This is a genomic window from Stenotrophomonas sp. FR012, assembly GCF_047520565.2.
In the GTDB taxonomy this organism is placed as follows: Bacteria; Pseudomonadota; Gammaproteobacteria; order Xanthomonadales; family Xanthomonadaceae; genus Stenotrophomonas; species Stenotrophomonas sepilia.
The window spans coordinates 378,874-404,728 of the sequence record NZ_JAXBQL020000004.1 but is presented as its reverse complement, the minus strand read 5'-3'; the positions used below and the strand labels follow the sequence as shown (position 1 = coordinate 404,728).

Here is a 25,855-nt window from a genome sequence, read left to right as displayed (position 1 = left end):
CATGAACCTCGGTTGCGCGATTTTTACCAGTCGCTACGAGCCCGTGGCAAGGAAGGCAAGGTGGCCATCGTGGCAGTGATGCGGAAGATGCTGGTCATCCTCAACGCCCGCGTGCGTGACGCTCAAGGCGGATCGATCCCCGCCTGAAGCCAGCCTGCGCGTGCCCCAAAAGGCTGCCGGCCAGCGGCCGGCACTACCGTGCCCGTCTCATGGAGGGGCCAGGCCCCTCCGTCAACACAGTTGCTTCAGGGATGGATTCACGGCGTCCCCTGCGCGGTCCCTCCGCAGGGCCAACCCCAGAAATCCAACCGCACCACCGCGAGGGGCTCAGCCGTTGGCCGAAACCCTTACAACGGCCGCGCCGGATCCACCAGCCCGTACTGGCTGGCCATGCGCGCCAGCGCGATGTTGTCGTGGATCCCCATCTTCTCGAACAACCGCGCCTTGTGCGTGTTCACCGTCTTCGCACTCAGGCTCAGGCGCCGCGCGATGTCTTCCTGGCGCAGGCCCTGGGTCAGCAGCAAGGCTACTTCCAGTTCGCGCGGCGACAGGCTGTCGAACGGCGATCCATTGCCCTCCACCGTCGACAGGGCCAGGTTCTGCGCGATGCTGGTGCCCAGGTAGCGACGGCCCATGGCCACATCGCGCACCGCGCGCAGCAGCTCCTGTGCATCGCAGCCCTTGCCGATGTAGCCCGCGGCCCCCGCCTCCAGCAAGCGCTTCGGCAGCGGCCCGTCTTCCAGCACCGATACGATCACCACGCGGGTGTTGCGGTGGCTGCGGACGATGCGCTCGGTCACTTCCATGCCACTCACACCGGGCAGGTGCAGGTCGCACAGCACCACGTCCGGCAACAGCTGGCGGACGTCGCGCAGTGCGTCTTCACCCGTCTCGGCTTCGCCCACCACCTCGATGTCGGTCTCCCCCGACAGGATCATCTTCATCCCGGTGCGGACCAGCGCATGGTCATCCACCAGGTAGACTCGAATCGTCATTCACGTACCTCTTCGAATGCGGCCATTGCAGGTCAAGCTAGGCAGGGCGCCGATACCCCTGCAAGCGCGTCCGGGACGCGATCCAGGCGTTCTGCCTTGCGCATCACAGTAACGCGCGTTGTGCTTGCCCCCTGTCTTGCAGAACCTGCTGCAACGAAACAACTGATCTATTACGTAGACGCCCCGGAAGGGTCATCCACGTCACCCCCCTGTGATGATGCTTCGCTGGCCGTCGCTGGCGGCGAATCCCGACGTCGCCAAGGATGCCGGCGACTGAACATGACCAGATAGCACCCTACCACCCAAACCAGCGCGGCACACCATCCGGCTAGGATGTCCGAGGGATAATGCACGCCCAGATAGACCCGTGAGACGCTCACCAGCAGGCTGAACGGGGGCGCCAGCAGCAGTACCGGCCAGCGCCAGCGGGTATTCCAGGCCAGCAGCACCAGGGTCGCGGCAAGGGTCATCGAGCCCATGGCGTGCCCGCTGGGGAAGCTGAACGTCGATTCCGGCGCAATCGACTCCCACAGGCTGGGGCGCTGGCGCTGGAAGAAGTGCTTGCTGCCCATGTTCAGCAACGCCGATCCCACGAAACTGACCGCGACAAAGGTCGCCTCGCGCCAGCGCCGGTAGCCCAGCAGCGCACCGATGATCAGCACGTCAGCAGGGATCAGGAACCACTCGTAGCCCAGTTTCGAGATGAGCACGAAGAAGCGGTCCAGCCATGGCGAATGCAGGCCATGCATCTGCCACAGCAGCGGCGCATCGAAATGGAACGATTCAAATTCGTGCACTTCGTCAGCCAGGGCGACGAAGCCCGCCAACGGCAGCAGTACGCCACCGAACAGCAGGACCAGGCGCCAGGCGTTGCGCGCCATCCAGTGGCGGAAACCGGAGGCCGACTCCGGAGCGGCGAGGATCGCAGGCTTATCCGGCGCTTCGGACATATTTGTGTTCGACGTAATCGTCGATCAGGGCGACGAACTCCTGGGCGATGTTGTCGCCACGCAGGGTCACCTTCTTCTCGCCATCGACGAATACCGGTGCTGCCGGCGTCTCGCCCGTGCCCGGCAGGGAGATGCCGATGTTGGCATGGCGCGACTCACCCGGCCCATTGACGATGCAGCCCATCACCGCCAGGGTCATGTTCTCCGCACCCGGGTGGTGGATCTTCCACAGCGGCATCTTCTCGCGCACATGGTTCTGCACCACTTTGGCCAGTTCCTGGAAGAACTCGGAGGTGGTGCGGCCGCAGCCCGGGCAGGCCGTGACCAGCGGCGTGAAGGCGCGCTGGCCGGTGGTCTGCAGCAGTTCCTGGGCGACGATCACTTCCTGCGTGCGCGACTGGCCCGGTTCCGGGGTCAGCGAGATGCGGATGGTGTCACCGATGCCTTCCTGCAGCAGCACGCTCAGCGCTGCCGACGAGGCGACGATGCCCTTGCTGCCGATACCGGCTTCGGTCAGGCCCAGGTGCAGGGCGAAGTCCGAGCGCTGCGCCAGGTCGCGGTACACCGCGATCAGTTCCTGCACGCCACTGACCTTGGCCGACAGCACGATCCGATCGCGCGGCAGGCCCAGTTCCACGGCCTGCTCGGCCGAATCCAGCGCCGAACGGATCAGCGCCTCACGCAGCACGCGGCCGGCGTCCCAGGGCTGCTCGCGCAGGTTGTTCTCGTCCATCAGCCTGGCCGCCAGGGCCTGGTCCAGCGAGCCCCAGTTGGCACCGATGCGCACCGGCTTGTTGTAGCGGATCGCGAACTCGATCAACTGGGCGAACTGCAGGTCCTTCTTCTTGCCGAAGCCGACATTGCCCGGGTTGATGCGGTACTTGGCCAACGCTTCCGCACATGCCGGTTCGGCAGTGAGCAGCTGGTGGCCGTTGTAGTGGAAGTCACCGATCAGCGGTACATCGATACCCATCATCGCCAGCTTGTCGACGATGCGCGGAATGGCCGCAGCGGCTTCCACGGTGTTGACGGTCAACCGCACCATCTCCGAACCTGCACGCCACAACTCGGCCACCTGCTTCACGCTGGAGGCCACGTCGGAGGTATCGGTGTTGGTCATCGACTGCACCACCACCGGCTTGCCCCCGCCTACGGTGACCCCGCCGATCTGGACGGCATGGGTCTGGCGGCGGGGCCAGGCGGTGGCATCGGAGGGGGGAGTCGGGCGGGTGACGGCGTCATGCATGGGCGCATTCTACCGCCCACTCCCGCATTCGGGGTGAGTCGCATTCAGCCTGCGGCACGGCTGCGGCCGATTGTCGCAGGCATGTACACGCATGAACGCATACGATGAGCGTGAATGACCGGTCCCGACGCCCCGTTTCTCCGTACCCTGTGCAGCCTGCGCTGGCTTGCCGTAGGCGGCCAGGCCGCCACCATCCTGGTCGCGACCTGGGTGCTGGGCCTGCCGTTGCCGCAGCTGCCGTTGTGGGCCGGCGTGGCGGTGCTGGCCCTGTTCAACGTCTATACCCAGCTGCGCCCGGAAGCGGCCGGCACTGCGCCGCTGACCGCATTCGGCCATATCCTGGTGGACGTGATCATCCTGACCTGGATGGTGGGCTGGAGCGGCGGCATGGCCAACCCGTTCAGCTCACTGTTCCTGATCCTGATCGCGCTGGCCGCCTTCGCCCTGCCCCTGCGCTGGGCACTGGCGGTCGCGCTGGCCTGCCTGCTCGGCTACGCCGCCAGCGGCATTTTCGGGCAGGCGCTGCCGGACGGCTACTTCCGCTCTCAGGACCTCAATCGCTGGGGCGTGGTCGCAAACTTCCTGATTTCCGCCACAGTGGTGCTGGCCTTCTCCACCCGCCTGGCACTGGCCCTGCGGGAGCGCGAACTGGAACTGTCGGCGCTGCGTGAGCGCTTCGCCCGCAACGAGGGCATCGTCGCCCTGGCCACCCATGCCGCCTCGGTCGCGCATGAGCTGAACACACCGCTGGCGACCATGACCCTGCTCGCCGACGATGTCGCCGAGCGCAGCGAAGAGCCTGAAGTGCGCGAAGACATGGAAACCCTGCGCGAGCTGCTGGTGCAGTGCCGGGAACGTGTGCTGGCGCTGGCCGCACCAGCCTCGGCCGACGCGCCGGGCCGCAGCCATTCCAGCGCCCAGCAGGTACTTGAACAATGGCGCCTGGTGCGGCCGACCATCGACCTGCACCGCAATGACGATGCGCCGCTGCGGCTGCCGCTCGACCCGGGCGTAGGCCATCTGTTGATGGTCCTGCTCAACAATGCCGCCGATGCAGGCGAGAAGGCCGGCCGGCCGCGCGTGGACCTGGACCTGCGCATGGAGGGCGACGACCTGATCGGCGAAGTACGCGACTACGGCCATGGTTTCGACGCCCGTGCCGCCGTGCTGCCGGGCAAGCTGTTCGGCAGCAGCAAGAGCGAGGGCATGGGCGTCGGCCTGGCCCTGTCCCATGCCACCATCGAACGCCTCGACGGCGAGATGTGGATGCGCCCGGCCCAGGGGGCCGGCAGCCGCGTCGGCTTCCGCCTGCCGCTGGCCCCACGCGAGGAAACCCCATGAGCGCCTCAACCCTTGGTCTGCTGGTCGACGACGACGAGCTGTACCTGCGCACCCTGCAGCGCAGCCTGGCCCGCAAGGGCCTGGAAACACAGACCGCACAGGATGCCGCCAGTGCCCTGGCACTGGCCCGCCAGCATCCGCCGGCGTTCGCGCTGATCGACCTGAAGCTGGGCAGCGATTCCGGCCTGGCGCTGATCCAGCCGCTGCGCGCACTGCGCGCGGACATGCGCATCCTGCTGGTGACCGGCTATGCCAGCATCGCCACCGCAGTGGAGGCGATCAAGCTGGGCGCGGATGATTACCTGCCGAAGCCGGCCACGGTGCCGATGATCCTGCGCGCCCTCGGTGAAGAGGACGACGGCCCGGCCGACGATGGCGAAATGGAAGTGCCCGATGCGATGACGCCGATCAGCCGCCTGCAGTGGGAACACATCCAGCAGGCGATGCACGAAACCGGCGGCAATGTCTCGGCCGCCGCGCGCCTGCTCGGCATGCACCGGCGCTCACTGCAGCGCAAGCTGGCCAAGCGGCCCAGTCCGGAACGCGATCCGAGCCGGTGACGCGGTAGTGCCGGCCGCTGGCCGGCAACCTCATGAACGCTGGGCACGTCACCGGAATGCCGGCCAGCGGCCGGCACTACCCGGGCATCAGCCCTTCAGCTGCGCCAGGATCTCGCGGGTCATCGGGTCGGCAACCGCCACATCCTCGCCCTGCAGCGCCGGCAGCAGGCCACTGGCCAGCTGCTTGCCCAGTTCGACACCGAACTGGTCGAAGGCGTTGATGTTCCAGATCACCGACTGCACGTACACAGCGTGCTCGTACATGGCGATCAGTGCACCCAGCGCCTGCGGGGTCAGCGCGTCGAGCAGGATCAGCGTGCTCGGCCGGCCCCCCGGGTAGTCGCGGTGCGGATCTTCGCTGCCCTGGCCATTGGCCAGCGCTTCGGTCTGCGCCAGCAGGTTGGCCAGCAAGGCCTGGTGATTGATCGTATAGGGATCATCGTTGTGCACACAGCCGATGAAGTCGGCCGGAACGACGCTGGTGCCCTGGTGCAACGCCTGGAAGAAGCTGTGCTGCACATCGGTGCCCGCCCCACCCCACCACACCGGCACGGTGTCGACGGTGACCGGCTGGCCGTCGCGCTGCACGCGCTTGCCCAGGCTTTCCATCACCAGCTGCTGAAGGTAAGCCGGCAGCAGCGCCAGGCGCTGGTCGTAGGTCATCACCGCGTGGGTGGCATGGCCCAGCAGGTTGCGGTTCCAGATGTCGGTGAGGCCGTGCAGCACCGGCAGGTTGCGCTCCAGCGGTGCATCCAGCGCATGCGCATCCATCTGCGCCGCGCCTTCCAGCAACTGTTCAAAACGTTCGAAGCCGATTGCCAGCGCAATCGGGAAACCGACCGCCGACCACAGCGAATAACGGCCACCGACCCAGTCCCACATCGGCAGCACGCGATCGGCGGCGATCGCGAAGGCCTTGGCGGCGCGCTCCGGATTGGCGCTGACCGCATACAGGCGCTCGCTGCCACCCAGCCAGTCGTGCAGGATCTGGCCGTTGAGCAGCGTTTCCTGCGTGCCGAAGGTCTTGGAGATGAGGATGCCGGCGGTCTTCGCCGGATCCAGCGTGGCCAGCGTGCGCTGCATGGCGGCGCCGTCCACGTTCGACACGAAATGCACGCGCAGGCGCGCACCGCTGACCGGGCGCAGCGCATCGGCGACCAGGCGCGGGCCGAGGTCGGAACCCCCGATGCCGACACTGACCACATCGGTCACGCCGCTGTCTTCCAGCGCGCGCACCAGCACGCCCATGCGCTGGCGGATGCCATGCGCGGTGGCATAGGCCTCGGCCGCCACCGGCGCATCGACCACGTCGCCACGCAGCGCGGTATGCAGCGCGGCGCGGCCTTCGGTCAGATTGACCTGCTCGCCGCGGAACAGGCGGGTGATGGCGCCACCGACATCACGGTCGGCAGCCAGCGCCAGCAACGCCTGCAGCGCCGCGGCATCGTATTTCTGACGGGCGAAGTTGACGTACAACGGACCGACCCGCAGCGCCAGGTCCTGCACGCGGCCGGGTTCGGCGGCGAGCAGACCGGGAATGCTTGCGCCCTTCAGGCGCTGGGCGTGGGAGTGCAGCGAGTCGAATCCGTTGTGCGTTGTCATGCGGCCTGGGTCGGGATCGTGTCGTTGGTGTGGGTGATCTGGTTGTTGCCATCAACGTACACCAGCTTCGGCTTGAAGCTGTCAGCTTCCTGCTCGGTCATGCTGGCGAACGCGGCGATGATGATGATGTCACCGACCTGCACGTGGCGCGCGGCGCCACCGTTGAGCGAGACAACGCCGCTGCCGGCTTCGGCGCGGATGGCATAGGTCGAGAAGCGCGCACCGTTGGTCACGTCCCAGATGTGCACCTGTTCGAACTCGCGGATGCCAGTGGCAGCCAGCAGGTTGTCATCGATGGCAATCGAGCCTTCGTAGTTCAGCTCGGAATGGGTGACGGTGGCGCGGTGGATCTTGGTCTTGAGCAGGGACAGGTGCATGGGGGCGCTGCAACGGCAAAGGAAAGAGCGGATTCTAGCACCCGCACAGCGCCGGGCATTACGGCCGGCAACCTGTTCAGGTAGGCGGTGAAACCGGAGGCGGATCCCTTTTCCCCTGGGAAAGGGATCTGACCCCATGCATCGCGCGGCGCCGCCGGAGTTCAGAACTCCAGGTTGTCGATCAGCCGGGTGGTACCCAGCCGTGCGGCGATCAGCGCCACCCGGCCGCCGCCGTCGAAGGTCGGCTCGGCCAGCTCCGGAGTGCGCAGCACCGCGTAGTCAACCTGGAAACCGGCCGCCTGCAATGCGGCAGTGGCCTCGGCCTCGATGCGATCACGTGCCTGCCCGGCCACGTAGCCTTCGCGCATGCCCAGCAGGGTCCGGTGGATGGTGGTCGCGACCGGACGCTGTTCGGCGCTCAGGTACTGGTTGCGCGAGCTCTTGGCCAGGCCATCCTCGTCGCGCACGATCTCCGCACCAACAATCTGGATCGGGAACGACAGCTCGGCCACCATCTGCCTGATCACGGCAAGCTGCTGGTAGTCCTTGCGGCCGAACACGGCCACGTCCGGCTGCACCTGCAGGAACAGGCGCGCCACCACCGTGCACACGCCATCGAAGTGGCCCGGGCGGCTGGCGCCTTCCAGCACTTCACTGACGCCCGGCGCGTGCACGCGCGTGGTCCTGTCCACGCCCAGCGGGTACATCGCCTCGACGCTGGGCAGCCACACCGCATCGCAGCCAGCCTGCTCCAGCCCGGCAACGTCGGCCTCGGGCGTGCGCGGGTAGCGGCTGAAGTCCTCGTTCGGCCCGAACTGGGTCGGGTTGACGAAGATGCTCGCCACCACCTTGTCGGCGTACTGGCGGGCCAGGGTCACCAGCGAATGGTGGCCCCCATGCAGGTTGCCCATGGTCGGCACCAGCGCCACGCGCAGCCCCTCGCGCTTCCACTGGGCGATCTGCTCGCGCAGTGCGCCGAGCTCGTTGAAGGTCTGGATCATTGGGCGTAGGCGTGCTGTTCGTCAGGGAAGCTGCCGTCGCGCACGGCGTCGGCATAGGCGCGGGTGGCACCGGCCACCGAGCCGCCTTCGGCAAGGAAATCCTTGACGAACTTGGGACGGCGATGGCCACTGTCCAGGCCGAGGAAATCGTGCAGCACCAGCACCTGGCCATCGCACTGCGGGCCCGCACCAATGCCGATGGTCGGCACATCCACCGCAGCGGTCACTTCGGCGGCGACGGGGGTCGGCACGCATTCAAGCACCATGATGCTGGCGCCTGCGGCGGCCACGGCCTTGGCATCCTCCACCAGCTGGCGCGCAGCATCGCCGCGGCCCTGGATCTTGAAGCCGCCCAGGCGCAGCACCGATTGCGGGGTCAGGCCCAGGTGCGCGCAGACCGGAATCTCGCGCTCGACCAGGTAGCGGATGATGTCGACCTTGAAGCCGGCACCTTCGATCTTGACCATCTCGGCACCGGCCTGCAGCAGCTGCAGCGAGGCATCCAGCGCGCGTTCCGGGGTGGCATCGGCACCGAACGGCAGGTCGGCCACCAGCAGCGCACGCTGCAGCACGCGGGCCACGGCGCGGGTGTGGTAGACCATGTCGGCCACGGTCACCGGCAGGGTCGAATCATGACCCTGCACGACCATGCCCAGCGAATCGCCGATCAGGATCAGATCGACGCCGTTGGCATCGAAGGTGCGGGCGAAGCCGGCGTCGTAGGCGGTCAACATGACCAGCTTCTGGCCATTGCGCTTGGCCTCGGCCAGGGCGGGAACGGTCCAGGGCTTGCTGTCTGCGTGGGTGCTCATGTGCTGATAACCGGGGGAGATAACCCGGTCATTATCACCCTATCGGCGCAATCCCGCAGGCATCCACCCGCACCACTGCATCCCGCACGCTGCCATGACCGGGAATGGCCAGATCAGGCGCGATTTCGGCCAGTGGCACCAACACGAAGGCACGCTCGTGCAGGTAGGGATGAGGTACCTGCAGGCCGGGCAGGTCGATCACCTGCGTGCCATACAGCAGCAGGTCCAGGTCCAGCGCGCGCGGCCCCCAGTGCACCGCCGGATCGCGCACGCGTCCAAAGCCCCGCTCCAGTGCCAGCATGGCCTGCAGCAACTCATCGGCCGCCAAGGTGGTTTCGACCGCAGCCACGGCATTGACGAACGGCGGCTGGTCTTCATTGCCCCAGGCCGGGGTTGCATAGAGCCGCGAGGCCTGTCGCAGGCGCGTTCCCGGCAGGCCGTCCAGCGCGGCAATCGCCGCGCCCACGGTCGCGGCCGCGTCGCCAAGGTTGGCGCCGAGGCCGATCCAGGCGAGGGTCATCGCTTACTCGCCCGCCGCAGCAGCACCGGGACGTCGACGGCGACGGCGGCGCTTGCGCGGTGCCCCGCTCTCGTCATCGCCGTCTTCACTGTGCATCGCATCCAGCGACGACTCCAGCTCGCGACCGGACTGCGCCTGTGCTTCGCGCCAGAACTCGACATCCACTGCATGCTCGGACGAAGCGACCTGGCGCAGGCTGAGGAAATCGAACGCGGCGCGGAAGCGCGGGTGGGTCAGGGTACGGAATACGCGCTTGCGCTGGCGCGAGCTGAAGCGCGACTGCAGCAGCCAGATCTCCTGCATCGGCAGCGAGAAGCGGCGCGGCAGCGCGATGGTGCTGAGCTGCTGCACGGTGACCCGGTCGGCGGCGCGGCGCTGCGCCTCTTCCGGTGCCACTCCCTGCTTGAGCAGGGTCGCCTGTGCGCGGCAGAACGCCGGCCACAGCAGCAATGCGAACAGGAACGCCGGCGAGACCGGCTCGTCGTTGGCCACGCGAGCATCGGTGTTGGCCAGGCCCTCGACCAGCATGCGGCGCAGCGCGCCGGTGCGGTTGGACTTCAGCGCCCTGGCGCTCTCCGGGAACAGCACGTCGAGCAGGCCGTAACGCTCAAGGCCTTCGAAGCTGGCCACGCCGTGCCCGGACAGGAACAGCTTGAGCACTTCCTCGAACAGGCGCGCCGGCGCGGCTTCGTTGAGCAGGCCGGCCAGGTGCGGGATGGGCGCGGCGGTACCCTCTTCGATCTGGAAGCCGAGCTTGGCCGCCAGGCGCACCGCACGCAGCATGCGCACCGGGTCTTCCCGATAACGCTGCTCGGGATCGCCGATCAGTTTCATCAGGCGCGCCTGGACGTCTTCGAAGCCGCCGGTGTAGTCGCGCACCGAGAAGTCCTCGATGGCGTAGTACAGGGCGTTGCAGGTGAAGTCTCGGCGGACCGCGTCGTCTTCGATGGTGCCGTACACGTTGTCGCGCACGAGCATGCCGTTTTCCATCTCGCGGTCGCCGCTGCCGTCATCGCTGTTGGCACGGAAGGTGGCGACTTCGATGATTTCGCGGCCGAACACAACGTGGGCGAGGCGGAACCGACGACCGATCAGGCGGCAGTTGCGGAACAGCTGCTTGACCTGTTCGGGCGTGGCATCGGTGGCCACGTCGAAATCCTTGGGTTGGCCATTGACCAGCAGGTCGCGCACCGCGCCGCCGACAAGGTAGGCGCCGAAGCCGGCATCGCGCAGGCGATAAAGCACGCGCAGGGCGTTCGGGCTGATGTCCTTGCGGGAGATCGTGTGCTGGTCGCGCGGGATGACGCGCAGGCTGAACGGTGATGTAGCAGGGGAAATGATGTTGGCGCTTCCGGTTGAAGTTTCGGGATTGCCCAATGGCATCGAGGTGCATATACTAGCGCTCCTGCCTCGGCAGCGACACAGTTATGCTCCCTTCGTCTAGTGGTTAGGACGTGGCCCTCTCAAGGCTAAAACAGGGGTTCGAGTCCCCTAGGGAGCGCCAGTCGCCGCAGCAGGAACCGGAAAAAGCCCGCCTTGTGCGGGCTTTTCTGTTTTCCGGGATTTGCATTGGCATTGATCGGTTTGGTCGCAGTAGCGCCTCCCTTTTCCTGCGTTGAGGGGGCGGGCCACCCTGGCCTGGACACGCAAAAGCCCATCCATGGTGCTCGATGGCGCCATCCATGGCGCCAACGGTCCAGGCCAGGGTGGCCCGCCCCCTCCTGACAGTTTCCCGCGAAGGCGGCACGAACAGCTTCGCCCCTCCGCAGCCAATTCAATCCCGACGCGCAGACCTGCGTCCGCCACCCGCAATGTGTCGAGAGGCGGCAGGCCAGCCGTCAGCCTTCCATCTGCTCCAGCTCCTTGCCCTTGGTCTCGCGCACGTGGCGGACCACGAAGACGATCGAGAGGATCGCCGCGACGGCGTAGATGCCATAGGCGCCGGCCAGGCCGATGCCGGCCAGCAGCATCGGGAACGTCACGGTGATCGCGAAGTTCGAGGTCCATTGCGCCGCACCCGCCACCGCCAGCGCCGGGCCGCGGATCTGGTTGGGGAACATCTCGCCCAGCATCACCCACATCACCGGGCCCCAGGACATGTTGAAGAACACCACGTAGACGTTGGCTGCCACCAGCGCCAGCCGCCCCATGCCGTCGGACAGCTGCAGGCGACCGTCGGCCAGGCTGCCACTGGCAAACGCCACCACCATCAGCACCAGCGCCACCGACATGCCGACCGAACCGATCCACAGCAGCGGCCTGCGCCCGATGCGGTCGATCAGCAGTACCGTCAGCAGGCAGGCACCGATGCTCAGCGCGCCGGACAACACGTTGATCAGCAGCGCGTCGCTTTCCGAGAAACCCACCGCCTGCCACAGCACCGCGCCGTAGTAGAACACCACGTTGATGCCGACCAGCTGCTGGAACATGGCCAGGCCGATACCCACCCAGAGGATCGGGCGCAGCTTGCCGGTGGCCTTGTTGCGCAGGTCGCCGAAGCGCGGCTTGTGCTGGTCCTGGGCCAGGCTCGCCTCGATCTCGGCCTGCTTGGCCGTGGCCGCGGCCTCGCCGTACAGCCGCGCCAGCACCGCCCTCGCCTGCCCCTGGCGCCCCTTCAACACCAGGAAACGGGGGCTTTCCGGGATCACCAGCAACAACAGGAGGAACAGCCCCGAGGGCAGCACCTGCATCCAGAACATCCAGCGCCAGGCCTCATGGCCCAGCCACAGGGGCTCGGTCGAGGCGCCGGCGGCACGCGCCAGCAGGTAATTGCTGAGGAAGGCCGCAAACAAGCCGCAGATGATCGCCATCTGCTGCACCGTGGCCAGCCGGCCGCGGTAACGCGCCGAGGCGACTTCGGCGATGTAGGCCGGTGACATCACGCTGGCCGCGCCCACCGCGAAACCGCCCAGCACGCGGGCGGCGATGAACAGCCAGGACGCGTGGGCCGCGCCGGCACCGAGCGCCGAGACAAGGAACATCAGCGCTGACACGATCAGGACACCGCGGCGTCCCAGGCGATCACCCAGCCACCCCGCCAGGAAGGCGCCGATCGCGCAGCCCAGCAGCATCGAGGCGACTTCGAAACCGAGCGCCGCCTCACTGGAGTTGAAGGCCTGGCGGAGGCCATCGACCGTGCCATTGATGACACCACTGTCGAAACCGAACAGGAATCCACCAAGGGTGGCCACGCAGCTGATCAGGACGATGAATGCAGTGTTCTCACCGCCATGGGGCGCGGTGCTGGGCTGGGTTTGGGACATGGACGATCCTGCTGGGAAGGGAGTCCGGCCACGGTGGGCGACCGAGTGCCCCGCAGCGTCGCACAGCCCCCGCCGTGCCGCCAATGACTCCCACGGTCGCGCCTGCCAGACGCCCGTTCTGCGCCCCGCGCCGACACCGGGGGCCAACCTGTTCTAGAATTGGCAGGTTCAGGAATCGATCCACCCCCAAGCCCATGCCCTTTGTCGTCACCGAAAACTGCATCAAGTGCAAACACACCGATTGCGTGGAAGTGTGCCCCGTGGATTGCTTCCACGAAGGCCCGAACTTCCTGGTGATCGACCCGGATGAGTGCATCGACTGCACCCTTTGCGAGCCGGAGTGCCCGGTCAATGCGATCTTCCCGGAGGACGATGTTCCTGCCGGACAGGAAGGCTTCGTTGCCCTCAACGCCGAGCTGGCGAAGGAATGGCCGGTGCTGACCGTGCGCAAGGACCCGCCCGCCGACGCCGGCGAATGGGATGGCAAGCCGGACAAGCTGAAGCTGCTGGAGCGCTGAGAAGCGCCCACGGCGGTAACGAAAAGGGCGCCCATGGGCGCCCTTTTCTGTTCTTCGGCAGACCCCAACCGTGCGCTCCGGCAGGTGCCAACCGCGCAACCTGGTAGGTGCCAACCCTGGTTGGCACAAAAGCGCCGACCAAGGTCGGCCGCTACCAGAGCGGGGGCGGACCAAGGCCCGCAGCCATCCGACCAGCCCTTACTGGGCGAGCTTCGCCTTCAGCGCGGCGATCAGCTTCACCGGCGCTTCGGCGGTGGCCGGCAGGCCACGCGGGTCAACCGCGGAGATGTAGGCGCCGGCATCGACGGCCACTACGCGGACCAGGAAGTTGCTGCCCTCGTAGGCCACGTCGTACGAACCCAGCAACTGCGCGCGGCTGGCGATGGTCACGCCCTCCACGCCTTCCAGTGCGGTACCGACCTTGGCGAAGGCTTCATCCTTGCCACCGGCAATGGTGAAACCGGTGCTGCCGGCTGCCGGAGCCGCAGCAACCGGCGCCGCCGGCTTGGTGGCCGAGGCCAACGTCGGCACCTTGTTGTCGGTGGTGGCATTGGGCAGGTTCAGGTCCGGCGGCACTTCCAGCGGACGCATTTCCGGGGCCAGGGCGTAGTCGCCCTTGGCGCCGCGCTTGAAGCAGCCGGTGGTGCCGGCAGCGACCGCCACGGCAAGCAGGGCATAGGACAGCACGCGGACGGTGGAAACGGATTGACGCATGTGAATCTCCTGGGTCAGACCAAGACGGAAGGTCAGTGGCTGGAAAGGGCTTCGAGGGCGGCGATGTCGCCGGCAAGATGGTCGGCAGCCGGATGATGCGCTGCCGACAACGGCAGCAGTGGCAGGCGCAGGTCGTGACCGATGCCGATGCGGCGCAGCAGCGCCTTGACCGGGATCGGGTTCGGTTCGACGCCGCAGAAATCATGGAAGGGATGCAGGCGCGCATCCCACGACGCGGTGGCTTCGTGGTCGTGTGCGGCGGCCAGCTCGCACATCCGGCGGTAGGCACCGGGAAGCACGTTGGAACCCACTGAGATCAGGCCGTCGATACCGGCCTGGATCGAACGCGCGGCCGTACCGTCGTCACCGCTGAGCACGGCGAACTGTGGGCTGCGCAGGGCGAGCAGCGCCTGCACCCGGCCGGTGTCACCCACCGCCTCCTTGATGCCGACGATGTTGGGGTGGCTGGCCAGCTCGGCCACGGTCTCAGGCTGCATGTCGCAACCGGTACGGCCGGGCACGTTGTACAGCACGACCGGCAGCCCGCCCTGGTCGGCCACCGCACGGTAGTGCGCGATCAGACCGGCCTGGGTGGGGCGCACGTACGGCGGCGTGACCACCAGCGCGTGGCTGGCGCCGAGGGCGGCGGCACGACGGGTCTGTTCGATGGTCTTGGCAGTGCCCGAAAGGCCGGTACCGGCCAGGACCGGAATGCGGCCGCCGATGCGCTCGACCGCGCTGGCCAGCAGCAGGTCGTACTCGGCGTCGGTGAGCGTTGCCGCTTCGCCGGTAGAGCCGGCTACGACAACGCCATGGACGCCACCTTCCAGTTGCAGGTGCAGCAGGCGCTGCCAACCGTCGGGATCGAGGGCGCCGTCGGCCCGGAACGGGGTCGCCAGCGCGGTGATGAGGCCGGAAAGGGACAAGGACGTGCTGCTCTTGGCTGGGAAGGGAAAACGCCCGCCACGAAAGGCCGGGGGCGACTTGAATGTTACTTGCGGCGCGAAAGCACGGGCAAGTATGCTGGACACCGGTGGATCCCCGCCTCTGGCGGGCATTCAGACTAACGCATGCATTACCCGGAATCGCCTTGACCGACACCACCCCGCGCCCCGCGCCGAGCGAAAACCACCTCCTGATCAACGCCTATACGACGCATCCGGAGTCCCCCCTGCTGTCCGTCACCCGCCGCATCGCCGACAGCGGCTGCAATCTGGTGGATGCACGCCTGGCCACGGTCGGCCGCGATGTCTCGGTCACCGCCCTGGCCACCGGCTCCTGGGACTCGGTGGCCAAGCTTGAGGCGATGCTGACCCGGCTGGAGCGCGAGGAAGGCCTAAAGCTGGTCTGGTACCGCACCGCCGCCAAGCAGGCGCAGTCCAACCTGCTGCCGTACATCGTCGAAGTGATCGCCGCCGACAAGCCGGGCATCCTGTTCCAGCTGGCCGACTTCTTCGACCGCCAGGGCATCACCATCGAGAACCTGCAGAGCACGCGCTACCGCGCCATGCAGACCGGCGCGGAAATGTTCAGCGCACAGGTCACCATCGGCGTGCCGGCCAACATGCACATCGCCGCGCTGCGCGACGATTTCCTCGAGTTCTGCGACCACCTGAACCTGGACGCGATCATGGATCCGATGAAGTTCTGATTCTTCGCGCGTCTCTCACGGGCGCGTGGCGTTTCATGTAGCTGTAATGGCAAGAACCCAGGCTCGACAGAAGGACCTCATGAACAACGGCGACACCCTGGACAGCACCACCCTCTCCCTGCCGCTGGCCCTGTCCGGCGGCGACCAGGCCACCCTCGGCGACTATGCCGGCCAATGGCTGGTGCTGTACTTCTATCCCAAGGACAGCACCCCGGGCTGCACCACCGAAGGCATCGACTTCAATGCCCTGCTGCCGAAGTTCAGGAAAGCCGGCGCCGTCGTGCTGGGCGTCTCGCGCGACTCGGTGAAGTCGCACGACAACTTCTGTGCCAAGCAGGGCTTCAACTTCCCGCTGGTCAGCGATGGCGACGAAGCGCTGTGCACCGCCTTCGACGTGATCAGGATGAAGAACATGTACGGCAAGCAGGTACGTGGCATCGAACGCAGTACCTTCCTGATTTCCCCCGACAGCCGCATCGTGCAGTCCTGGCGCAAGGTCAAGGTTGCCGGCCATGCCGATGCCGTTCTCGCCGAACTGAAGGCCTCCCAGTCCAAGTGAGTCCCACTGCCTACTGTGTCTGCCATCACCCTGCCCCGCAGCAGGCCGTGGTGGTTTTTCCCTGTCCGTAACCAGGAATCGACGATGACCCGAGGCAAGCGCATCTACGTGCTGGATACCAACGTGCTGATGCACGATCCCACCGCGCTGTTCAAATTCGAGGAGCACGACGTCTACCTGCCCATGCAGGTGATCGAAGAGCTGGACAACGGCAAGAAGGGCACCTCCGAGGCGAGCCGCAACGCCCGCCAGGTGAGCCGCTTCCTCAACGAGCTGGTGCAGGCCTCCGGGCTGGACAACCTGGCCGACGGCATTCCGCTGCAGCGGCCCAATGGCCTGCAGCTGCGCGGCAAGCAGAGCGCCGGCAAGCTGCGCTTCCAGACCAGTCATTTCGATGCTGGCAAGAGCTTCGGCAAGGTGATCCCGGACAACGCCATCCTCGGCGCGATCCTGGCCCTAAAGGAAGAAACCCCCGACCTGCCGGTGGTGTTCGTCTCCAAGGACATCAACCTGCGGATCAAGGCCGCCATCGCCGGTATCGTGTCCGAGGACTACGAGAACGACCGCGCGCTGGACGATTTCAGCCTGCTCTACACCGGCGCCACCGAGCTGCCGGAAGACTTCTGGAAACGCCACGGCGACGACCTGCGCAGCTGGAGCGACAAGGGCCGCTCGCATTACGAAATCCAGGCACAGGACGGCGAGGAGTGGTATCCGAACCAGTACGTCTACCTGCCAGGCGAGGATGAAGTCGAGCTGCGCGTCAGCCGCGTCGTCGGCGATGGCAAGGTGGTGCTGTCGCTGGTCGATGATTTCCGCCACGGCAGCCACGCCGTGTGGGGCATCAGCGCACGCAACCGCGAGCAGAACTTCGCCCTCAACGCACTGATGGACCCGGAGATCGACTTTGTCACGCTGCTGGGCACCGCCGGCACCGGCAAGACCCTGCTGGCACTGGCCGCCGGCCTGGCGCAGACGATGGACCAGCAGCGCTACCGCGAGATCATCATGACCCGCGCCACGGTCAGCGTGGGCGAGGACATCGGCTTCCTGCCCGGTACCGAGGAAGAGAAGATGACGCCGTGGATGGGCGCGTTGACCGACAACCTGGAAGTGCTCACGCACAACCAGGAAGGCGGCACCTGGGGCCGCCAGGCCACCAACGACCTGCTGGCCAGCCGCATCAAGATCCGCTCGATGAACTTCATGCGCGGCCGCACCTTCCTGTCACGCTACCTGATCCTGGACGAGGCGCAGAACCTCACCCCCAAGCAGATGAAGACGCTGATCACCCGCGCTGGCCCCGGCACCAAGATCGTCTGCCTGGGCAACGTCGAGCAGATCGACACCCCGTACCTGACCGAGACCACTTCGGGCCTGACCTACGCGGTGGACCGCTTCAAGAACTGGCCGCATAGTGCGCACATCACCCTGCGCCGTGGCGAGCGTTCGCGCCTGGCCGATTACGCTTCGGAGGTGTTGTGAACCGCTGCACGCGCCTGTTGCTGCCCACGGCTGCGATCACCCTCGCCGCCGTGCTCGGTGCCTGTACGACCACGCGCGGCCCGGCCAGCGTGCCCACCGCCGAGCGCACCGGCCAGTCCTGGGTGGTCACCCGCCCGATCATCGCCGCGCAGGTGCTCGACACCTGCTCGCGCCCCAGCCCCGGCCGCGAGGCCGGGCGGGTGTCGGGTTACTGGGCGCCCAGCCGGCAGCAGGTCGACCAGCTGGAGGCGAAGCTGTCGTCGCTGGAAGCGCAGGTCCCGAAGGTGCTGGACTTCGACCGCCAGTACGTCGGCATCGAAAGCGCCGGCAAGCGGCTGATTTACATCAACGCCTTCCACCTGCCTGACGACAGCGGCGTCAATCCGGCCCGTGAAGCGATCCGCGTCTGCGATGGCGGCGCACAGTTCTGGGGCGCCGTGTTCGACCCGGCCAGCAACACCTTCAGCGAGCTGCAGTTCAACGGCGGCTTCGGCGGGCCCTGAGGGGCCTCGCCGATGGGAATACGCCTGCCCACCTGGGTCTGGATCGGCGCGGTCGCACTCTCGTGCGTGGCCGGCATGGTCAACGTGGTCGGCTTCCTCGGGTTCGAGCATCAGGCGGTCAGCCACATGACCGGCAGCACCAGCCAGCTCGGCATGGCATTGGCCCAGGGCGACTGGCGCGCGGTCGGCCACCTGTGGGGCCTGCTGATCGCGTTCTCGCTGGGCGCGATGCTCAGCGGCCTGCTGATCCAGGACAGCACCCTGCAGCTGGGCCGGCGCTACGGCGTGGCACTGGCGCTGGAATCGGCTCTTTTGCTGGTGGCCATTCCGCTGTTTGAAGAGCACCAGATCTGGGGCGCACTGGCCGCCGCCATGGCCTGCGGCCTGCAGAATGCAATGGCTACGACCTTCAGCGGCGCGGTGGTACGCACCACCCATCTCAGCGGCATGTTCACCGATCTCGGCATCGGCCTGGGCCACCTGCTGCGCGGGCTGCCGTTGCAGGTACGACGACTGACCCTCAGCGGCCTGATCATCAGTGGTTTCCTTGCCGGCGGCGTGATCGGCGCCTGGCTGTTCGCGCGCTGGCAGTACGACGCCCTGCTTGCTCCCGCCCTGCTTACCGGCCTGACCGGCCTGGGTTATGTGGTGTACCAGCAGTGGGCGCGCTGGCGGCATTGAGGGCCGCACTCTGGGGGTCAGATCCCTTTTCCTGCGGAAAAGGGACCTGACCCCGCCTGACGGATCAAAGGCATCCACGCATGGCGTGGATCTACCTTCCCCTGCCGGACCACGGCACAATCGCTGGATGAGCCCGACCACTCCCGTATCTGCCCTCACCATCGCCGGCTCCGACTCCGGCGGTGGCGCAGGCATCCAGGCCGACCTGAAGGCCTTTGCAGCACATCGCGTGCACGGACTCTCCGCGATCGCCGCACTGACCGCACAGAACACCCGTGGCGTCATCGCCGTGCACGTGCCGCCGATCGATTTCCTGCGTGCACAACTGGATGCCTGCTTCGATGACTTCGACATCCATGCGGTGAAGCTGGGCATGCTGGCCAACACCGAGGTGATCAATGCCGTCGCCGATGCGTTGGAGCGCCATCGCCCGCCGCACGTAGTGCTGGACCCCGTGATGGTCGCCACCAGCGGCGCGCGCCTGCTGGAAGACAGCGCTCTGCAGGCAATGCGTGAGCGGCTGATCCCGCTGGCCACGCTGATCACCCCGAACACGCCGGAAGCGGAGCTGCTGGCCGGATGGAAGATCGGCAACGGCGATGACGCCGAACAGGTAGCCTCCGCCCTGCTCGACCTGGGCGCCGGTGCGGTGCTACTGAAAGGTGGCCACCTGCAGGAAGGCAACCGCGTGATCGACCGCTACTTCGACGGCGTGAGCAGCGAAGAATTCATCCACGCCCGCCTGCCGCTGGATGCGCACGGCACTGGCTGCACGCTGGCCTCGGCCATCGCCGCGCAGCTGTGCAACGGCCTGAGCCTGGCCAACGCCTGCGAAGCCGGCATCGACTACGTTGCGCGCGGCCTGCAGCAGGGCTATGCCCCCGGCCGCAGCGAGGTGCTGGTGCTCGACCACTTCGGCGCTGCACCGCACGCATGAACCTGACGCCGGCCCTCCTTCCAGTGCAGTGCAACGACGGGCATCGCTACGAAGTGATGGCCTGCATGCCCGCACAGGCCATCGCCCGCTTGTTGTGGCTGCCAGCGCTGGGTGTGGCCGCGCGCCACTACCTGCCGCTGGCACAGGCGCTGGCAGCGAAGGGCGTGGCGGTCTACCTGCATGAGTGGCGCGGCAACGGCAGCAGCTCACTACGCCCGTCGCGCGCGCACGACTGGGGCTATCGCGAGGTACTCGAGCAGGATCTGCCGGCCAGCCAAGCGGTCATGGCGGCCGCCGACGAGGAAGCAGGCCCCCTGCCCTGGATCATCGGTGGCCACAGCCTGGGCGGGCAGCTGGCCTGCGTGCATGCCGGCCGCAACCCTCTGCATTTCCACCACTTGTGGTTGGCGGCCAGCGGCTCACCGTTCTGGCGTGGATTCCCGCCACCGCGCGGCTGGCTGCTGCCACTGGTTTACCGTTTCCTGCCGTGGATCGCGCAGCGCCAGGGCGTGCTGCATGGCCGTCGTCTCGGATTCGGTGGCACCGAAGCACGCGGACTGATCGCCGACTGGGCGCGCATCGGCCTGAACAACCACTACGCCGCCGCGGGCATGGGTGAAGACCTCGACGCACAGATGGCGCGCGTGCACGGCAGCGCCCAGGCCGTGCTGATGGAACACGACTGGTTGGCCCCGACCGGGTCGATGCAGGCGTTGCTGGCAAAGCTGCCGAATGTGGACGCGAAGCTGCGCGTGCTGTCCGCGCAGGAACTGGGCACGCGCGCCGATCACTTCGCCTGGCTCAAGGCACCGGATGCCGTGGCGGACAGCTTTTTCATTCAGTTGGATGAAAATTTTCACAAAACTGTTGACGGTGTGCGCCGACATCCGCATAATTCCGCTCCTGTCGCAGGGCGCCCGTAGCTCAGTTGGATAGAGTACCTGGCTACGAACCAGGCGGTCGGGAGTTCGAATCTCTCCGGGCGCACCACTCGACAGGTTTTCAGCATCCGCCGCTGAAAATGCAGTAAAATTAGGCAGTAAGTTGATTGTGTACCGCGCGCCCGTAGCTCAGTTGGATAGAGTACCTGGCTACGAACCAGGCGGTCGGGAGTTCGAATCTCTCCGGGCGCACCATACACAGTCGGCACAACAAGTTTATGTAATTGGCGCCCGTAGCTCAGTTGGATAGAGTACCTGGCTACGAACCAGGCGGTCGGGAGTTCGAATCTCTCCGGGCGCACCATTACACCGAAACAGCAGGCCTCGGCCTGCTGTTTTTTTATGCGTGTTTTTCGGCAGGGCTGCGCCCTGCACCTGCAGAGGCCACAGCCAGAGCCGGAGCACCAGCAACAGCGCGCATTCCGTGGGATGGCGGGGCGGTGTCGGAGTGCGGGGACGCCGCAAGTACGTCCATGTAGGCTTGGCAGCCGCATCCATGCGGCTGACACCCCGCACTCCGACACCGTCCCACCTCTGACAGATTTCCGCGATCTGATGGATCCACGCCATGCGTGGATGAATCTCCATCGAGTTCGAACATTTCGACAATTGATCGAAGAGCATCCACGCATGGCGTGGATCTACCGTGTCGACCAAGGTCGACAGCCACCGACCGCACCAGCACCGACAGATCGCCGGAAACTGTCGAAGGCGGGGTGGGTCCGGTTGCGGGGGCGTGAGCCGCATGGATGCGGCGACCGAGCCTCCATGGACGGATTCACGGCGTCCCCCGCAACCGGACCCACCCCGCCATCCCTCAGGAAACCAGCTTCTGCTGTTGCTGTTGCTGTTGCTCTGGATCGTAGCGGGTGCAGGGCGCAGCCCTGCCAGACCCCTACCCCCTGGCCATTGCCTGCCACCACTGCGACAGCAGCTCCGGCCTGCGCAGGCGCTCGCGCCACCAGCGCAATGCCGCGCCATCCTCACCGGTGCGCCAGGCCAGCCAGAAGGTCTCTTCCGGCTTGTGCTCCTCCACCTCACGGATCACCAGCTGGCCGCGCGCCACTGCAGCGCGCGCGCACGGCTCGGGCAGGAAGCCGAAGCCCACGCCTTCGCACTGCAGCTTCAATTTACTGGCCATGTCCGGCACCGTCAGCATCTCCTGCCCCATCAACAGGCCCACCGTGCGCGGCAGCAGCCTGCGCGCCGAATCGGAAACGGCGATCGCGCAATGCTCGACCAGCTGCTCGCGACCCAGGACGCCCGACACGTTGGCCAACGGATGTTCGGGTGCGACCGCGAACACGAACTCCACCGTGCCCAGCGGCTCGACCACATAGCCGCCACCACTGGGCCCTTCGCCCGGCGCGCCGACCAACAGGTCCGCACGGCGGTCGAGCAGGGCCTCCCAGGTGCCGGACAGGGCCTCGCCGATCAACCGCAACCGGGTCGGTGCCTCGGCCTCACGGAATGCGGCGATATCCGGCCCAAGCAGCCAGGTCGGGAACACCGAATCCACCGCCAGGGTCAGTTCGGTCTCCCAACCCGACGCCACCCGGCGCACCCGCAGCTCCAGCTCGCGGGCCGCGCGCAGCAGATGCCGGCCTTCGTCCAGCAGCGCGCGCCCGGCCTCGGTCAGCTCTGCACGTGGGCCGACCCGGTCGAACAACTGAACGCCCAGGTCCTCCTCCAGCTTGGCCACGGTATAGGAAATCGTCGAGGGCACCTTGTGCAGGGCCTTGCCGGCGCCGGCAAAGGAGCCGCGGCGGTCGATGGCATCCAGGATCTGCAGGGCATCGAGGCTGAGCTTGAGCATTCGAATTTTTCGATGATGGCTTTCAAAACTATCCGTTTTTCAAACCCCGGACGCAAGCGGATACTTCTCTCCAACGGGGAAACACGGCGGATACCTGCCCACCCCGCCCCATCGAAACCATCGAACAAGGAGATTCCATCATGCTGCAGATCCGCAAGAGCGCTACCCGTGGCCTGGCCGAGCATGGCTGGCTGTCCTCGCGCCACACCTTCTCCTTCGCCAACTACTACGACCCCCGTTACGTCAGCTTCGGCCCGTTGCGGGTGATCAACGAAGACAAGGTGATCGGCGGCCAGGGCTTCGGCACCCATGGCCACAGCAACATGGAGATCATCTCCTACGTGCTGGGCGGTGCACTGGAACACAAGGACTCGATGGGCACCGGTTCGGTACTGCGCTACGGCGACGTGCAGCGCATGAGCGCCGGCAGCGGCGTCACCCACAGCGAGTTCAACCACTCCGCCGACGAGACCGTGCATTTCCTGCAGATCTGGATCTTCCCGGACACCGAGAACATCGCGCCGTCCTACGAAGAGACCCACTTCGCGCCGGACAGCAAGCGCGGCCAGCTGCGCCTGATCGCTTCGCCGGACGGTGCCGAGGGTTCGCTGCGCATCCACCAGGATGCCCGCATCTTCGCCACCATTCTCGATGGCGGCCAGAAGCTGCATCACGCCCTCGGCAACGGTCGTGGCGCCTATGTGCAGGTGGCGCGTGGCCAGCTGCAGGTCAACGGCATCACCCTAGAAGCCGGTGATGCGCTGCAGGTCAGTGACGAAGCCCAGCTGACCCTGGAAAACGGCAACGACGCCGAAGTGCTGGTGTTCGACCTGCCGCTGTAAACACGCCCTGTCCTGAAGACGTGGCCCAGCGATGCGGAAAGGCATCGCCGGGCCCGCTGCGCCTGATGGACGGCCCGCAATCGTATTCGGCGTTCGGTGACCCGAATGCCCCTTGCCCGATGCGACTGGAAACGCTTTCATGACAGTGTTTATCCGGACCCGCTCTCGCATGACGCCTTCATCCCCACGTGCCCAACAGCACGCTACCCGTGCCGCCTTCTTCATTCCCGGATTCGCCACCGCCGCGTGGGCGCCGATGGTGCCCTATGCCAAGGCCAAGGCCGGGCTGTCCGACGCCAGCCTCGGCGCCGTGCTGCTGTGTCTTGGGCTGGGTTCGTTGCTGGCGATGCCACTGGCAGGTGCGCTGACCGGGCGGTTGGGTTGCCGCCGGGTGATGGTGATCACCTGCGCGATGATGCTGTGCGCCCTGCCCTTGCTGGTGCTGGCACCCTCGCCGGTGTCGCTGGGCGCGGCACTGTTCGTGTTCGGTGCCGGCGTCGGTGCACTGGATTGTGCGATGAACATGCAGGCGGTGGCGGTCGAGCGCGATGCCGGGCGCGCGATGATGTCCGGCTTCCACGCCTTCTACAGCATCGGTGGATTCGTCGGTGCTGGCTGCATGACCGGGCTGCTGATCCTCGGCACGCCGCTGTGGCTGGCCGCGCTGGTTTCGGTGGTGGCGCTGCTGCTGGTTGCGATGCTGTCGGCGCCGCATTGGCGTCCGCAACGGATCCTGCACGAAGGCCCCTTGCTGGCACTGCCGCATGGCGTGGTGCTGTTCATCGGCGTACTGGCCTTCGTGGTGTTCCTCGCCGAGGGCTCGATGCTGGACTGGAGCGCCGTGTTCCTGGCCGAAGTGCGGCAGGTGCCGCGTGACCAGGCCGGGGCCGGCTTCGCGTTGTTCACCCTGGCGATGACGGCAATGCGCCTGTTCGGTGACGGCATCGTCGAGCACCTCGGCCGCACCCGCACCCTGGTCTTCGGCGGTATCACGGCCGCGGCAGGCTTCACCCTGGCCACGCTTGTGCCCTCGTTTCCGGTGGCGCTGGCCGGCTACGTGCTGGTTGGGCTGGGCTGCGCCAACATCGTGCCGGCGCTGTTCTCGATGGCAGGCCAGCAGCGGGTGATGCCGGAAAGCATCGCCATCACTGCCGTGACCACACTGGGTTACGCCGGCATCCTCGCTGGTCCGGCGGCGATCGGCGCAGTGGCACATGCCACCAGCCTCCGCTTTGCCTTCCTGTGCGTCGCCCTACTGCTGCTGGGCGTAGCCGCCTCCGCCCGCTCACTGGCCCGACGCGTGGCCTGACAGAAAAAGGGGACGGAGGGGATTAAGTCGCATCTGCCCCGAGTGTGCTGCAAACGACTTAATCCCCTCCGTCCCCTTTTTTCAGCCGTGTGCCAGCCATTCGGCCTGGGCCGGCAGCTGTGGGGCTGGGCACGCGCTCTGCGGGTGGTGCTCGTCGCGCGCCATCCAGTCATCCACTACGCCGGCCAGCAGGTCCAGCCGCAGCGGCAGGGTGATGTGGTCCTCTCCACGCATTTCGATGTAGTGCGCGCGCGGGTTGGCCTGCGCAAGCTGCCGGCCCTGGCTGACCGGAATATGCTGGTCACCCTGCCCGTGCAGCAGCAGCACGCAGGCGCGGGTATCGGCCAGCGCACGCGTGACGTCGACACGGTCGAGATCGACATCGATACGGCGGCTGGCGGCGGCGATCACCTGGTTGATGTCCTGGCCCCCATAGCGCCAGCGTGCGTACGACGCCACCGCCTGCGCCTTCAGGCCCTCCGGCTGCAGTCCCATCAGGTGCGGGATCATCGTGCGGATCGCCGCACCGGCATTGGCGAACGATTCCATCGCCACCACGCCGGCCACCTGGTCACCCAGCTTGTCGGCGGTGAACACCGCCGTGGCCGCACCATAGGACACACCGAACAGGTACAGCGGGCCGGTCACTTCGCCGCGCGCGCGCAGCTCGCCGATGACATCGACGACGTCATCCGATTCATAGGTGCCATAGCCGGACGGACCTGCACCGGACTGGCCATGGTTGCGCAGATCGAGCGTGACCACGCGGTAGCCGGACTCGGCCAGCTGCAGCGACCATGGCAGCATCGAATCACCATTCATCATCCACCCATGCAGCAGCACCACGGTGCCGCGTGGCGCCTGCGCGCGGAACGGCTGTGGCACGGCCAGACTCAGGCCGGTATCAAGAGGCAGGCCGTTCTCATGACGCTGCGGAAGGTAGTGGTACCGCGCGCCGTAGTCGCCGGGGTCGAACACGCGCCAGAAGATCGGCACGCCATCGCGACCCGCTGCGAAGCCATGGCGGTTGGGCAGCCCGGCAATGGCCGCGGCGATGCGCGGGCGATCGAGCAGGGTCGACACGCCGCCTGGCGCGATCAGCCGGTCGGCAAGCGAGGTGGACGAGGCGTTGATCGAGGATGAGCATGCAGCCAGCCACAGGCCGGCGCACGCCAGCAGCAACAGCAGCAGGCGCTTCATGGGCAATCGGGAAAGGATGCGACAGCGTGGCA

General features: G+C 66.7%; 26 protein-coding genes, 4 tRNA genes and 1 pseudogene. 17 read left to right on the top strand and 14 right to left on the bottom strand.

Features of this window, described 5'->3' with window-relative positions:
• Positions 1-147 (top strand): annotated as a pseudogene (locus tag ACM0O9_RS10120) (IS110 family transposase); the annotation flags it as partial.
• A gap of 200 nt (positions 148-347) precedes the next feature.
• Here ACM0O9_RS10120 and ACM0O9_RS10115 read toward each other — a convergent pair.
• From ACM0O9_RS10115 to ispG, 3 genes are all read right to left on the bottom strand, one after another.
• On the bottom strand, positions 348-995 hold the full coding sequence (locus tag ACM0O9_RS10115) for a response regulator (protein ID WP_005416124.1): 648 nt from the start codon (positions 993-995) through the stop codon (positions 348-350).
• Between the two features lie 170 nt (positions 996-1,165).
• Entirely contained in the window at positions 1,166-1,945 is a 780-nt protein-coding gene (locus tag ACM0O9_RS10110; protein ID WP_005416123.1) for a phosphatase PAP2 family protein, read from the bottom strand.
• Entirely contained in the window at positions 1,926-3,191 is a 1,266-nt protein-coding gene (ispG, locus tag ACM0O9_RS10105) for a flavodoxin-dependent (E)-4-hydroxy-3-methylbut-2-enyl-diphosphate synthase (RefSeq protein WP_049423521.1), read from the bottom strand. Before ispG ends, ACM0O9_RS10110 begins: the two co-directional genes overlap by 20 nt.
• 114 nt (positions 3,192-3,305) lie before the next feature.
• Between ispG and ACM0O9_RS10100 the strand changes: the two genes are divergently transcribed.
• Entirely contained in the window at positions 3,306-4,532 is a 1,227-nt protein-coding gene (locus tag ACM0O9_RS10100; protein ID WP_414604267.1) for an ATP-binding protein, read from the top strand.
• Positions 4,529-5,092 (top strand): response regulator transcription factor, encoded by a 564-nt coding sequence (locus tag ACM0O9_RS10095; protein WP_005409063.1) that lies wholly within the window; start codon positions 4,529-4,531, stop codon positions 5,090-5,092. Before ACM0O9_RS10100 ends, ACM0O9_RS10095 begins: the two co-directional genes overlap by 4 nt.
• 87 nt (positions 5,093-5,179) lie before the next feature.
• Here the strand turns inward: ACM0O9_RS10095 and pgi are convergent, their stop codons facing one another.
• The 6 genes from pgi to pcnB all read right to left on the bottom strand — a co-directional run bounded on the left by pgi (position 5,180) and on the right by pcnB (position 10,781).
• Complete coding sequence (pgi, locus tag ACM0O9_RS10090) at positions 5,180-6,694, bottom strand: glucose-6-phosphate isomerase (protein WP_065185211.1); 1,515 nt, start codon at positions 6,692-6,694, stop codon at positions 5,180-5,182.
• Positions 6,691-7,071 (bottom strand): aspartate 1-decarboxylase, encoded by a 381-nt coding sequence (panD, locus tag ACM0O9_RS10085; RefSeq protein WP_006432456.1) that lies wholly within the window; start codon positions 7,069-7,071, stop codon positions 6,691-6,693. Before panD ends, pgi begins: the two co-directional genes overlap by 4 nt.
• Before the next feature lie 161 nt (positions 7,072-7,232).
• Complete coding sequence (gene panC / locus ACM0O9_RS10080) at positions 7,233-8,072, bottom strand: pantoate--beta-alanine ligase (protein WP_111201950.1); 840 nt, start codon at positions 8,070-8,072, stop codon at positions 7,233-7,235.
• Positions 8,069-8,884, bottom strand: coding sequence for a 3-methyl-2-oxobutanoate hydroxymethyltransferase (gene panB, locus ACM0O9_RS10075; RefSeq protein ID WP_005416119.1), 816 nt, complete (start codon positions 8,882-8,884; stop codon positions 8,069-8,071). Before panB ends, panC begins: the two co-directional genes overlap by 4 nt.
• A gap of 34 nt (positions 8,885-8,918) precedes the next feature.
• Positions 8,919-9,404 (bottom strand): 2-amino-4-hydroxy-6-hydroxymethyldihydropteridine diphosphokinase, encoded by a 486-nt coding sequence (gene folK / locus ACM0O9_RS10070; RefSeq protein ID WP_005416118.1) that lies wholly within the window; start codon positions 9,402-9,404, stop codon positions 8,919-8,921.
• Positions 9,405-9,407: 3 nt separating this feature from the next.
• Positions 9,408-10,781 carry a polynucleotide adenylyltransferase PcnB gene (pcnB, locus tag ACM0O9_RS10065; protein WP_095377484.1) on the bottom strand — a complete coding sequence of 458 codons (1,374 nt, stop codon included), beginning with the start codon at positions 10,779-10,781 and terminating at the stop codon, positions 9,408-9,410.
• A gap of 52 nt (positions 10,782-10,833) precedes the next feature.
• Between pcnB and ACM0O9_RS10060 the strand changes: the two genes are divergently transcribed.
• Positions 10,834-10,908 (top strand) — tRNA-Glu (locus ACM0O9_RS10060).
• A 334-nt stretch (positions 10,909-11,242) separates the two neighbouring features.
• Here the strand turns inward: ACM0O9_RS10060 and ACM0O9_RS10055 are convergent.
• A complete protein-coding gene (locus ACM0O9_RS10055) occupies positions 11,243-12,667 on the bottom strand; it encodes a sugar porter family MFS transporter (RefSeq protein WP_065179408.1) in 1,425 nt (474 codons plus the stop codon).
• A 194-nt stretch (positions 12,668-12,861) separates the two neighbouring features.
• Between ACM0O9_RS10055 and fdxA the strand changes: the two genes are divergently transcribed.
• Positions 12,862-13,185 (top strand): ferredoxin FdxA, encoded by a 324-nt coding sequence (gene fdxA, locus ACM0O9_RS10050; RefSeq protein ID WP_005409054.1) that lies wholly within the window; start codon positions 12,862-12,864, stop codon positions 13,183-13,185.
• Between the two features lie 198 nt (positions 13,186-13,383).
• Here the strand turns inward: fdxA and ACM0O9_RS10045 are convergent, their stop codons facing one another.
• Both ACM0O9_RS10045 and dapA read right to left on the bottom strand, forming a co-directional pair.
• Complete coding sequence (locus ACM0O9_RS10045) at positions 13,384-13,899, bottom strand: hypothetical protein (protein WP_005416115.1); 516 nt, start codon at positions 13,897-13,899, stop codon at positions 13,384-13,386.
• Between the two features lie 32 nt (positions 13,900-13,931).
• Entirely contained in the window at positions 13,932-14,825 is an 894-nt protein-coding gene (dapA, locus tag ACM0O9_RS10040) for a 4-hydroxy-tetrahydrodipicolinate synthase (RefSeq protein ID WP_005416114.1), read from the bottom strand.
• Between the two features lie 164 nt (positions 14,826-14,989).
• On the opposite strand from dapA, the gene ACM0O9_RS10035 reads away from it, so the two are divergent.
• From ACM0O9_RS10035 to ACM0O9_RS09990, 10 genes are all read left to right on the top strand, one after another.
• A complete protein-coding gene (locus ACM0O9_RS10035) occupies positions 14,990-15,550 on the top strand; it encodes a glycine cleavage system transcriptional repressor (RefSeq protein WP_005409051.1) in 561 nt (186 codons plus the stop codon).
• Positions 15,551-15,629: 79 nt separating this feature from the next.
• Positions 15,630-16,109 carry a peroxiredoxin gene (locus ACM0O9_RS10030; protein WP_005416113.1) on the top strand — a complete coding sequence of 160 codons (480 nt, stop codon included), beginning with the start codon at positions 15,630-15,632 and terminating at the stop codon, positions 16,107-16,109.
• Positions 16,110-16,193: 84 nt separating this feature from the next.
• Positions 16,194-17,594 carry a PhoH family protein gene (locus tag ACM0O9_RS10025; protein ID WP_005416112.1) on the top strand — a complete coding sequence of 467 codons (1,401 nt, stop codon included), beginning with the start codon at positions 16,194-16,196 and terminating at the stop codon, positions 17,592-17,594.
• Positions 17,591-18,097, top strand: coding sequence for a hypothetical protein (locus ACM0O9_RS10020; RefSeq protein ID WP_005416111.1), 507 nt, complete (start codon positions 17,591-17,593; stop codon positions 18,095-18,097). The genes ACM0O9_RS10025 and ACM0O9_RS10020 overlap by 4 nt, the downstream gene beginning before the upstream one ends.
• A gap of 12 nt (positions 18,098-18,109) precedes the next feature.
• Positions 18,110-18,778, top strand: a complete 669-nt coding sequence (locus tag ACM0O9_RS10015) for a YoaK family protein (RefSeq protein WP_053500054.1) — start codon at positions 18,110-18,112, stop codon at positions 18,776-18,778.
• A gap of 127 nt (positions 18,779-18,905) precedes the next feature.
• A complete protein-coding gene (thiD, locus tag ACM0O9_RS10010; protein ID WP_065179406.1) occupies positions 18,906-19,715 on the top strand; it encodes a bifunctional hydroxymethylpyrimidine kinase/phosphomethylpyrimidine kinase in 810 nt (269 codons plus the stop codon).
• A complete protein-coding gene (locus tag ACM0O9_RS10005) occupies positions 19,712-20,638 on the top strand; it encodes an alpha/beta hydrolase family protein (RefSeq protein ID WP_139726962.1) in 927 nt (308 codons plus the stop codon). Before thiD ends, ACM0O9_RS10005 begins: the two co-directional genes overlap by 4 nt.
• A tRNA-Arg gene (locus tag ACM0O9_RS10000) sits at positions 20,629-20,705 on the top strand. Before ACM0O9_RS10005 ends, ACM0O9_RS10000 begins: the two co-directional genes overlap by 10 nt.
• A gap of 69 nt (positions 20,706-20,774) precedes the next feature.
• Positions 20,775-20,851, top strand: a tRNA-Arg gene (locus ACM0O9_RS09995).
• A gap of 32 nt (positions 20,852-20,883) precedes the next feature.
• A tRNA-Arg gene (locus ACM0O9_RS09990) sits at positions 20,884-20,960 on the top strand.
• Positions 20,961-21,551: 591 nt separating this feature from the next.
• On the opposite strand, the gene ACM0O9_RS09985 is transcribed toward ACM0O9_RS09990, so the two are convergent.
• A complete protein-coding gene (locus ACM0O9_RS09985; protein ID WP_005416107.1) occupies positions 21,552-22,472 on the bottom strand; it encodes a LysR family transcriptional regulator in 921 nt (306 codons plus the stop codon).
• Positions 22,473-22,612: 140 nt separating this feature from the next.
• Between ACM0O9_RS09985 and ACM0O9_RS09980 the strand changes: the two genes are divergently transcribed.
• Together ACM0O9_RS09980 and ACM0O9_RS09975 are read left to right on the top strand one after the other, a co-directional pair.
• Complete coding sequence (locus tag ACM0O9_RS09980; protein ID WP_065195819.1) at positions 22,613-23,314, top strand: pirin family protein; 702 nt, start codon at positions 22,613-22,615, stop codon at positions 23,312-23,314.
• Between the two features lie 169 nt (positions 23,315-23,483).
• Complete coding sequence (locus ACM0O9_RS09975; RefSeq protein WP_065195818.1) at positions 23,484-24,623, top strand: MFS transporter; 1,140 nt, start codon at positions 23,484-23,486, stop codon at positions 24,621-24,623.
• Between the two features lie 81 nt (positions 24,624-24,704).
• On the opposite strand, the gene ACM0O9_RS09970 is transcribed toward ACM0O9_RS09975, so the two are convergent.
• On the bottom strand, positions 24,705-25,823 hold the full coding sequence (locus ACM0O9_RS09970) for an alpha/beta hydrolase (protein WP_414604187.1): 1,119 nt from the start codon (positions 25,821-25,823) through the stop codon (positions 24,705-24,707).
• Between the last annotated feature and the right edge of the window lie 32 nt (positions 25,824-25,855).

What these genes read in the sequence shown, in the direction of transcription:
- pgi (WP_065185211.1), bottom strand. Translation starts at nt 6,694, where the DNA reads ATGACAACGCACAACGGATTCGACTCGCTGCACTCCCACGCCCAGCGC.
- ACM0O9_RS09985 (WP_005416107.1), bottom strand. Translation starts at nt 22,472, where the DNA reads ATGCTCAAGCTCAGCCTCGATGCCCTGCAGATCCTGGATGCCATCGAC.
- ACM0O9_RS10045 (WP_005416115.1), bottom strand. Translation starts at nt 13,899, where the DNA reads ATGCGTCAATCCGTTTCCACCGTCCGCGTGCTGTCCTATGCCCTGCTT.
- ispG (WP_049423521.1), bottom strand. Translation starts at nt 3,191, where the DNA reads ATGCATGACGCCGTCACCCGCCCGACTCCCCCCTCCGATGCCACCGCC.
- panB (WP_005416119.1), bottom strand. Translation starts at nt 8,884, where the DNA reads ATGAGCACCCACGCAGACAGCAAGCCCTGGACCGTTCCCGCCCTGGCC.
- ACM0O9_RS10005 (WP_139726962.1), top strand. Translation starts at nt 19,712, where the DNA reads ATGAACCTGACGCCGGCCCTCCTTCCAGTGCAGTGCAACGACGGGCAT.
- thiD (WP_065179406.1), top strand. Translation starts at nt 18,906, where the DNA reads ATGAGCCCGACCACTCCCGTATCTGCCCTCACCATCGCCGGCTCCGAC.
- ACM0O9_RS10110 (WP_005416123.1), bottom strand. Translation starts at nt 1,945, where the DNA reads ATGTCCGAAGCGCCGGATAAGCCTGCGATCCTCGCCGCTCCGGAGTCG.
- ACM0O9_RS10055 (WP_065179408.1), bottom strand. Translation starts at nt 12,667, where the DNA reads ATGTCCCAAACCCAGCCCAGCACCGCGCCCCATGGCGGTGAGAACACT.
- ACM0O9_RS10115 (WP_005416124.1), bottom strand. Translation starts at nt 995, where the DNA reads ATGACGATTCGAGTCTACCTGGTGGATGACCATGCGCTGGTCCGCACC.
- ACM0O9_RS10100 (WP_414604267.1), top strand. Translation starts at nt 3,306, where the DNA reads ATGACCGGTCCCGACGCCCCGTTTCTCCGTACCCTGTGCAGCCTGCGC.
- ACM0O9_RS10015 (WP_053500054.1), top strand. Translation starts at nt 18,110, where the DNA reads ATGGGAATACGCCTGCCCACCTGGGTCTGGATCGGCGCGGTCGCACTC.
- ACM0O9_RS09975 (WP_065195818.1), top strand. Translation starts at nt 23,484, where the DNA reads ATGACGCCTTCATCCCCACGTGCCCAACAGCACGCTACCCGTGCCGCC.
- ACM0O9_RS09980 (WP_065195819.1), top strand. Translation starts at nt 22,613, where the DNA reads ATGCTGCAGATCCGCAAGAGCGCTACCCGTGGCCTGGCCGAGCATGGC.
- ACM0O9_RS09970 (WP_414604187.1), bottom strand. Translation starts at nt 25,823, where the DNA reads ATGAAGCGCCTGCTGCTGTTGCTGCTGGCGTGCGCCGGCCTGTGGCTG.
- ACM0O9_RS10025 (WP_005416112.1), top strand. Translation starts at nt 16,194, where the DNA reads ATGACCCGAGGCAAGCGCATCTACGTGCTGGATACCAACGTGCTGATG.
- folK (WP_005416118.1), bottom strand. Translation starts at nt 9,404, where the DNA reads ATGACCCTCGCCTGGATCGGCCTCGGCGCCAACCTTGGCGACGCGGCC.
- panC (WP_111201950.1), bottom strand. Translation starts at nt 8,072, where the DNA reads ATGATCCAGACCTTCAACGAGCTCGGCGCACTGCGCGAGCAGATCGCC.
- ACM0O9_RS10030 (WP_005416113.1), top strand. Translation starts at nt 15,630, where the DNA reads ATGAACAACGGCGACACCCTGGACAGCACCACCCTCTCCCTGCCGCTG.
- fdxA (WP_005409054.1), top strand. Translation starts at nt 12,862, where the DNA reads ATGCCCTTTGTCGTCACCGAAAACTGCATCAAGTGCAAACACACCGAT.
- ACM0O9_RS10095 (WP_005409063.1), top strand. Translation starts at nt 4,529, where the DNA reads ATGAGCGCCTCAACCCTTGGTCTGCTGGTCGACGACGACGAGCTGTAC.
- panD (WP_006432456.1), bottom strand. Translation starts at nt 7,071, where the DNA reads ATGCACCTGTCCCTGCTCAAGACCAAGATCCACCGCGCCACCGTCACC.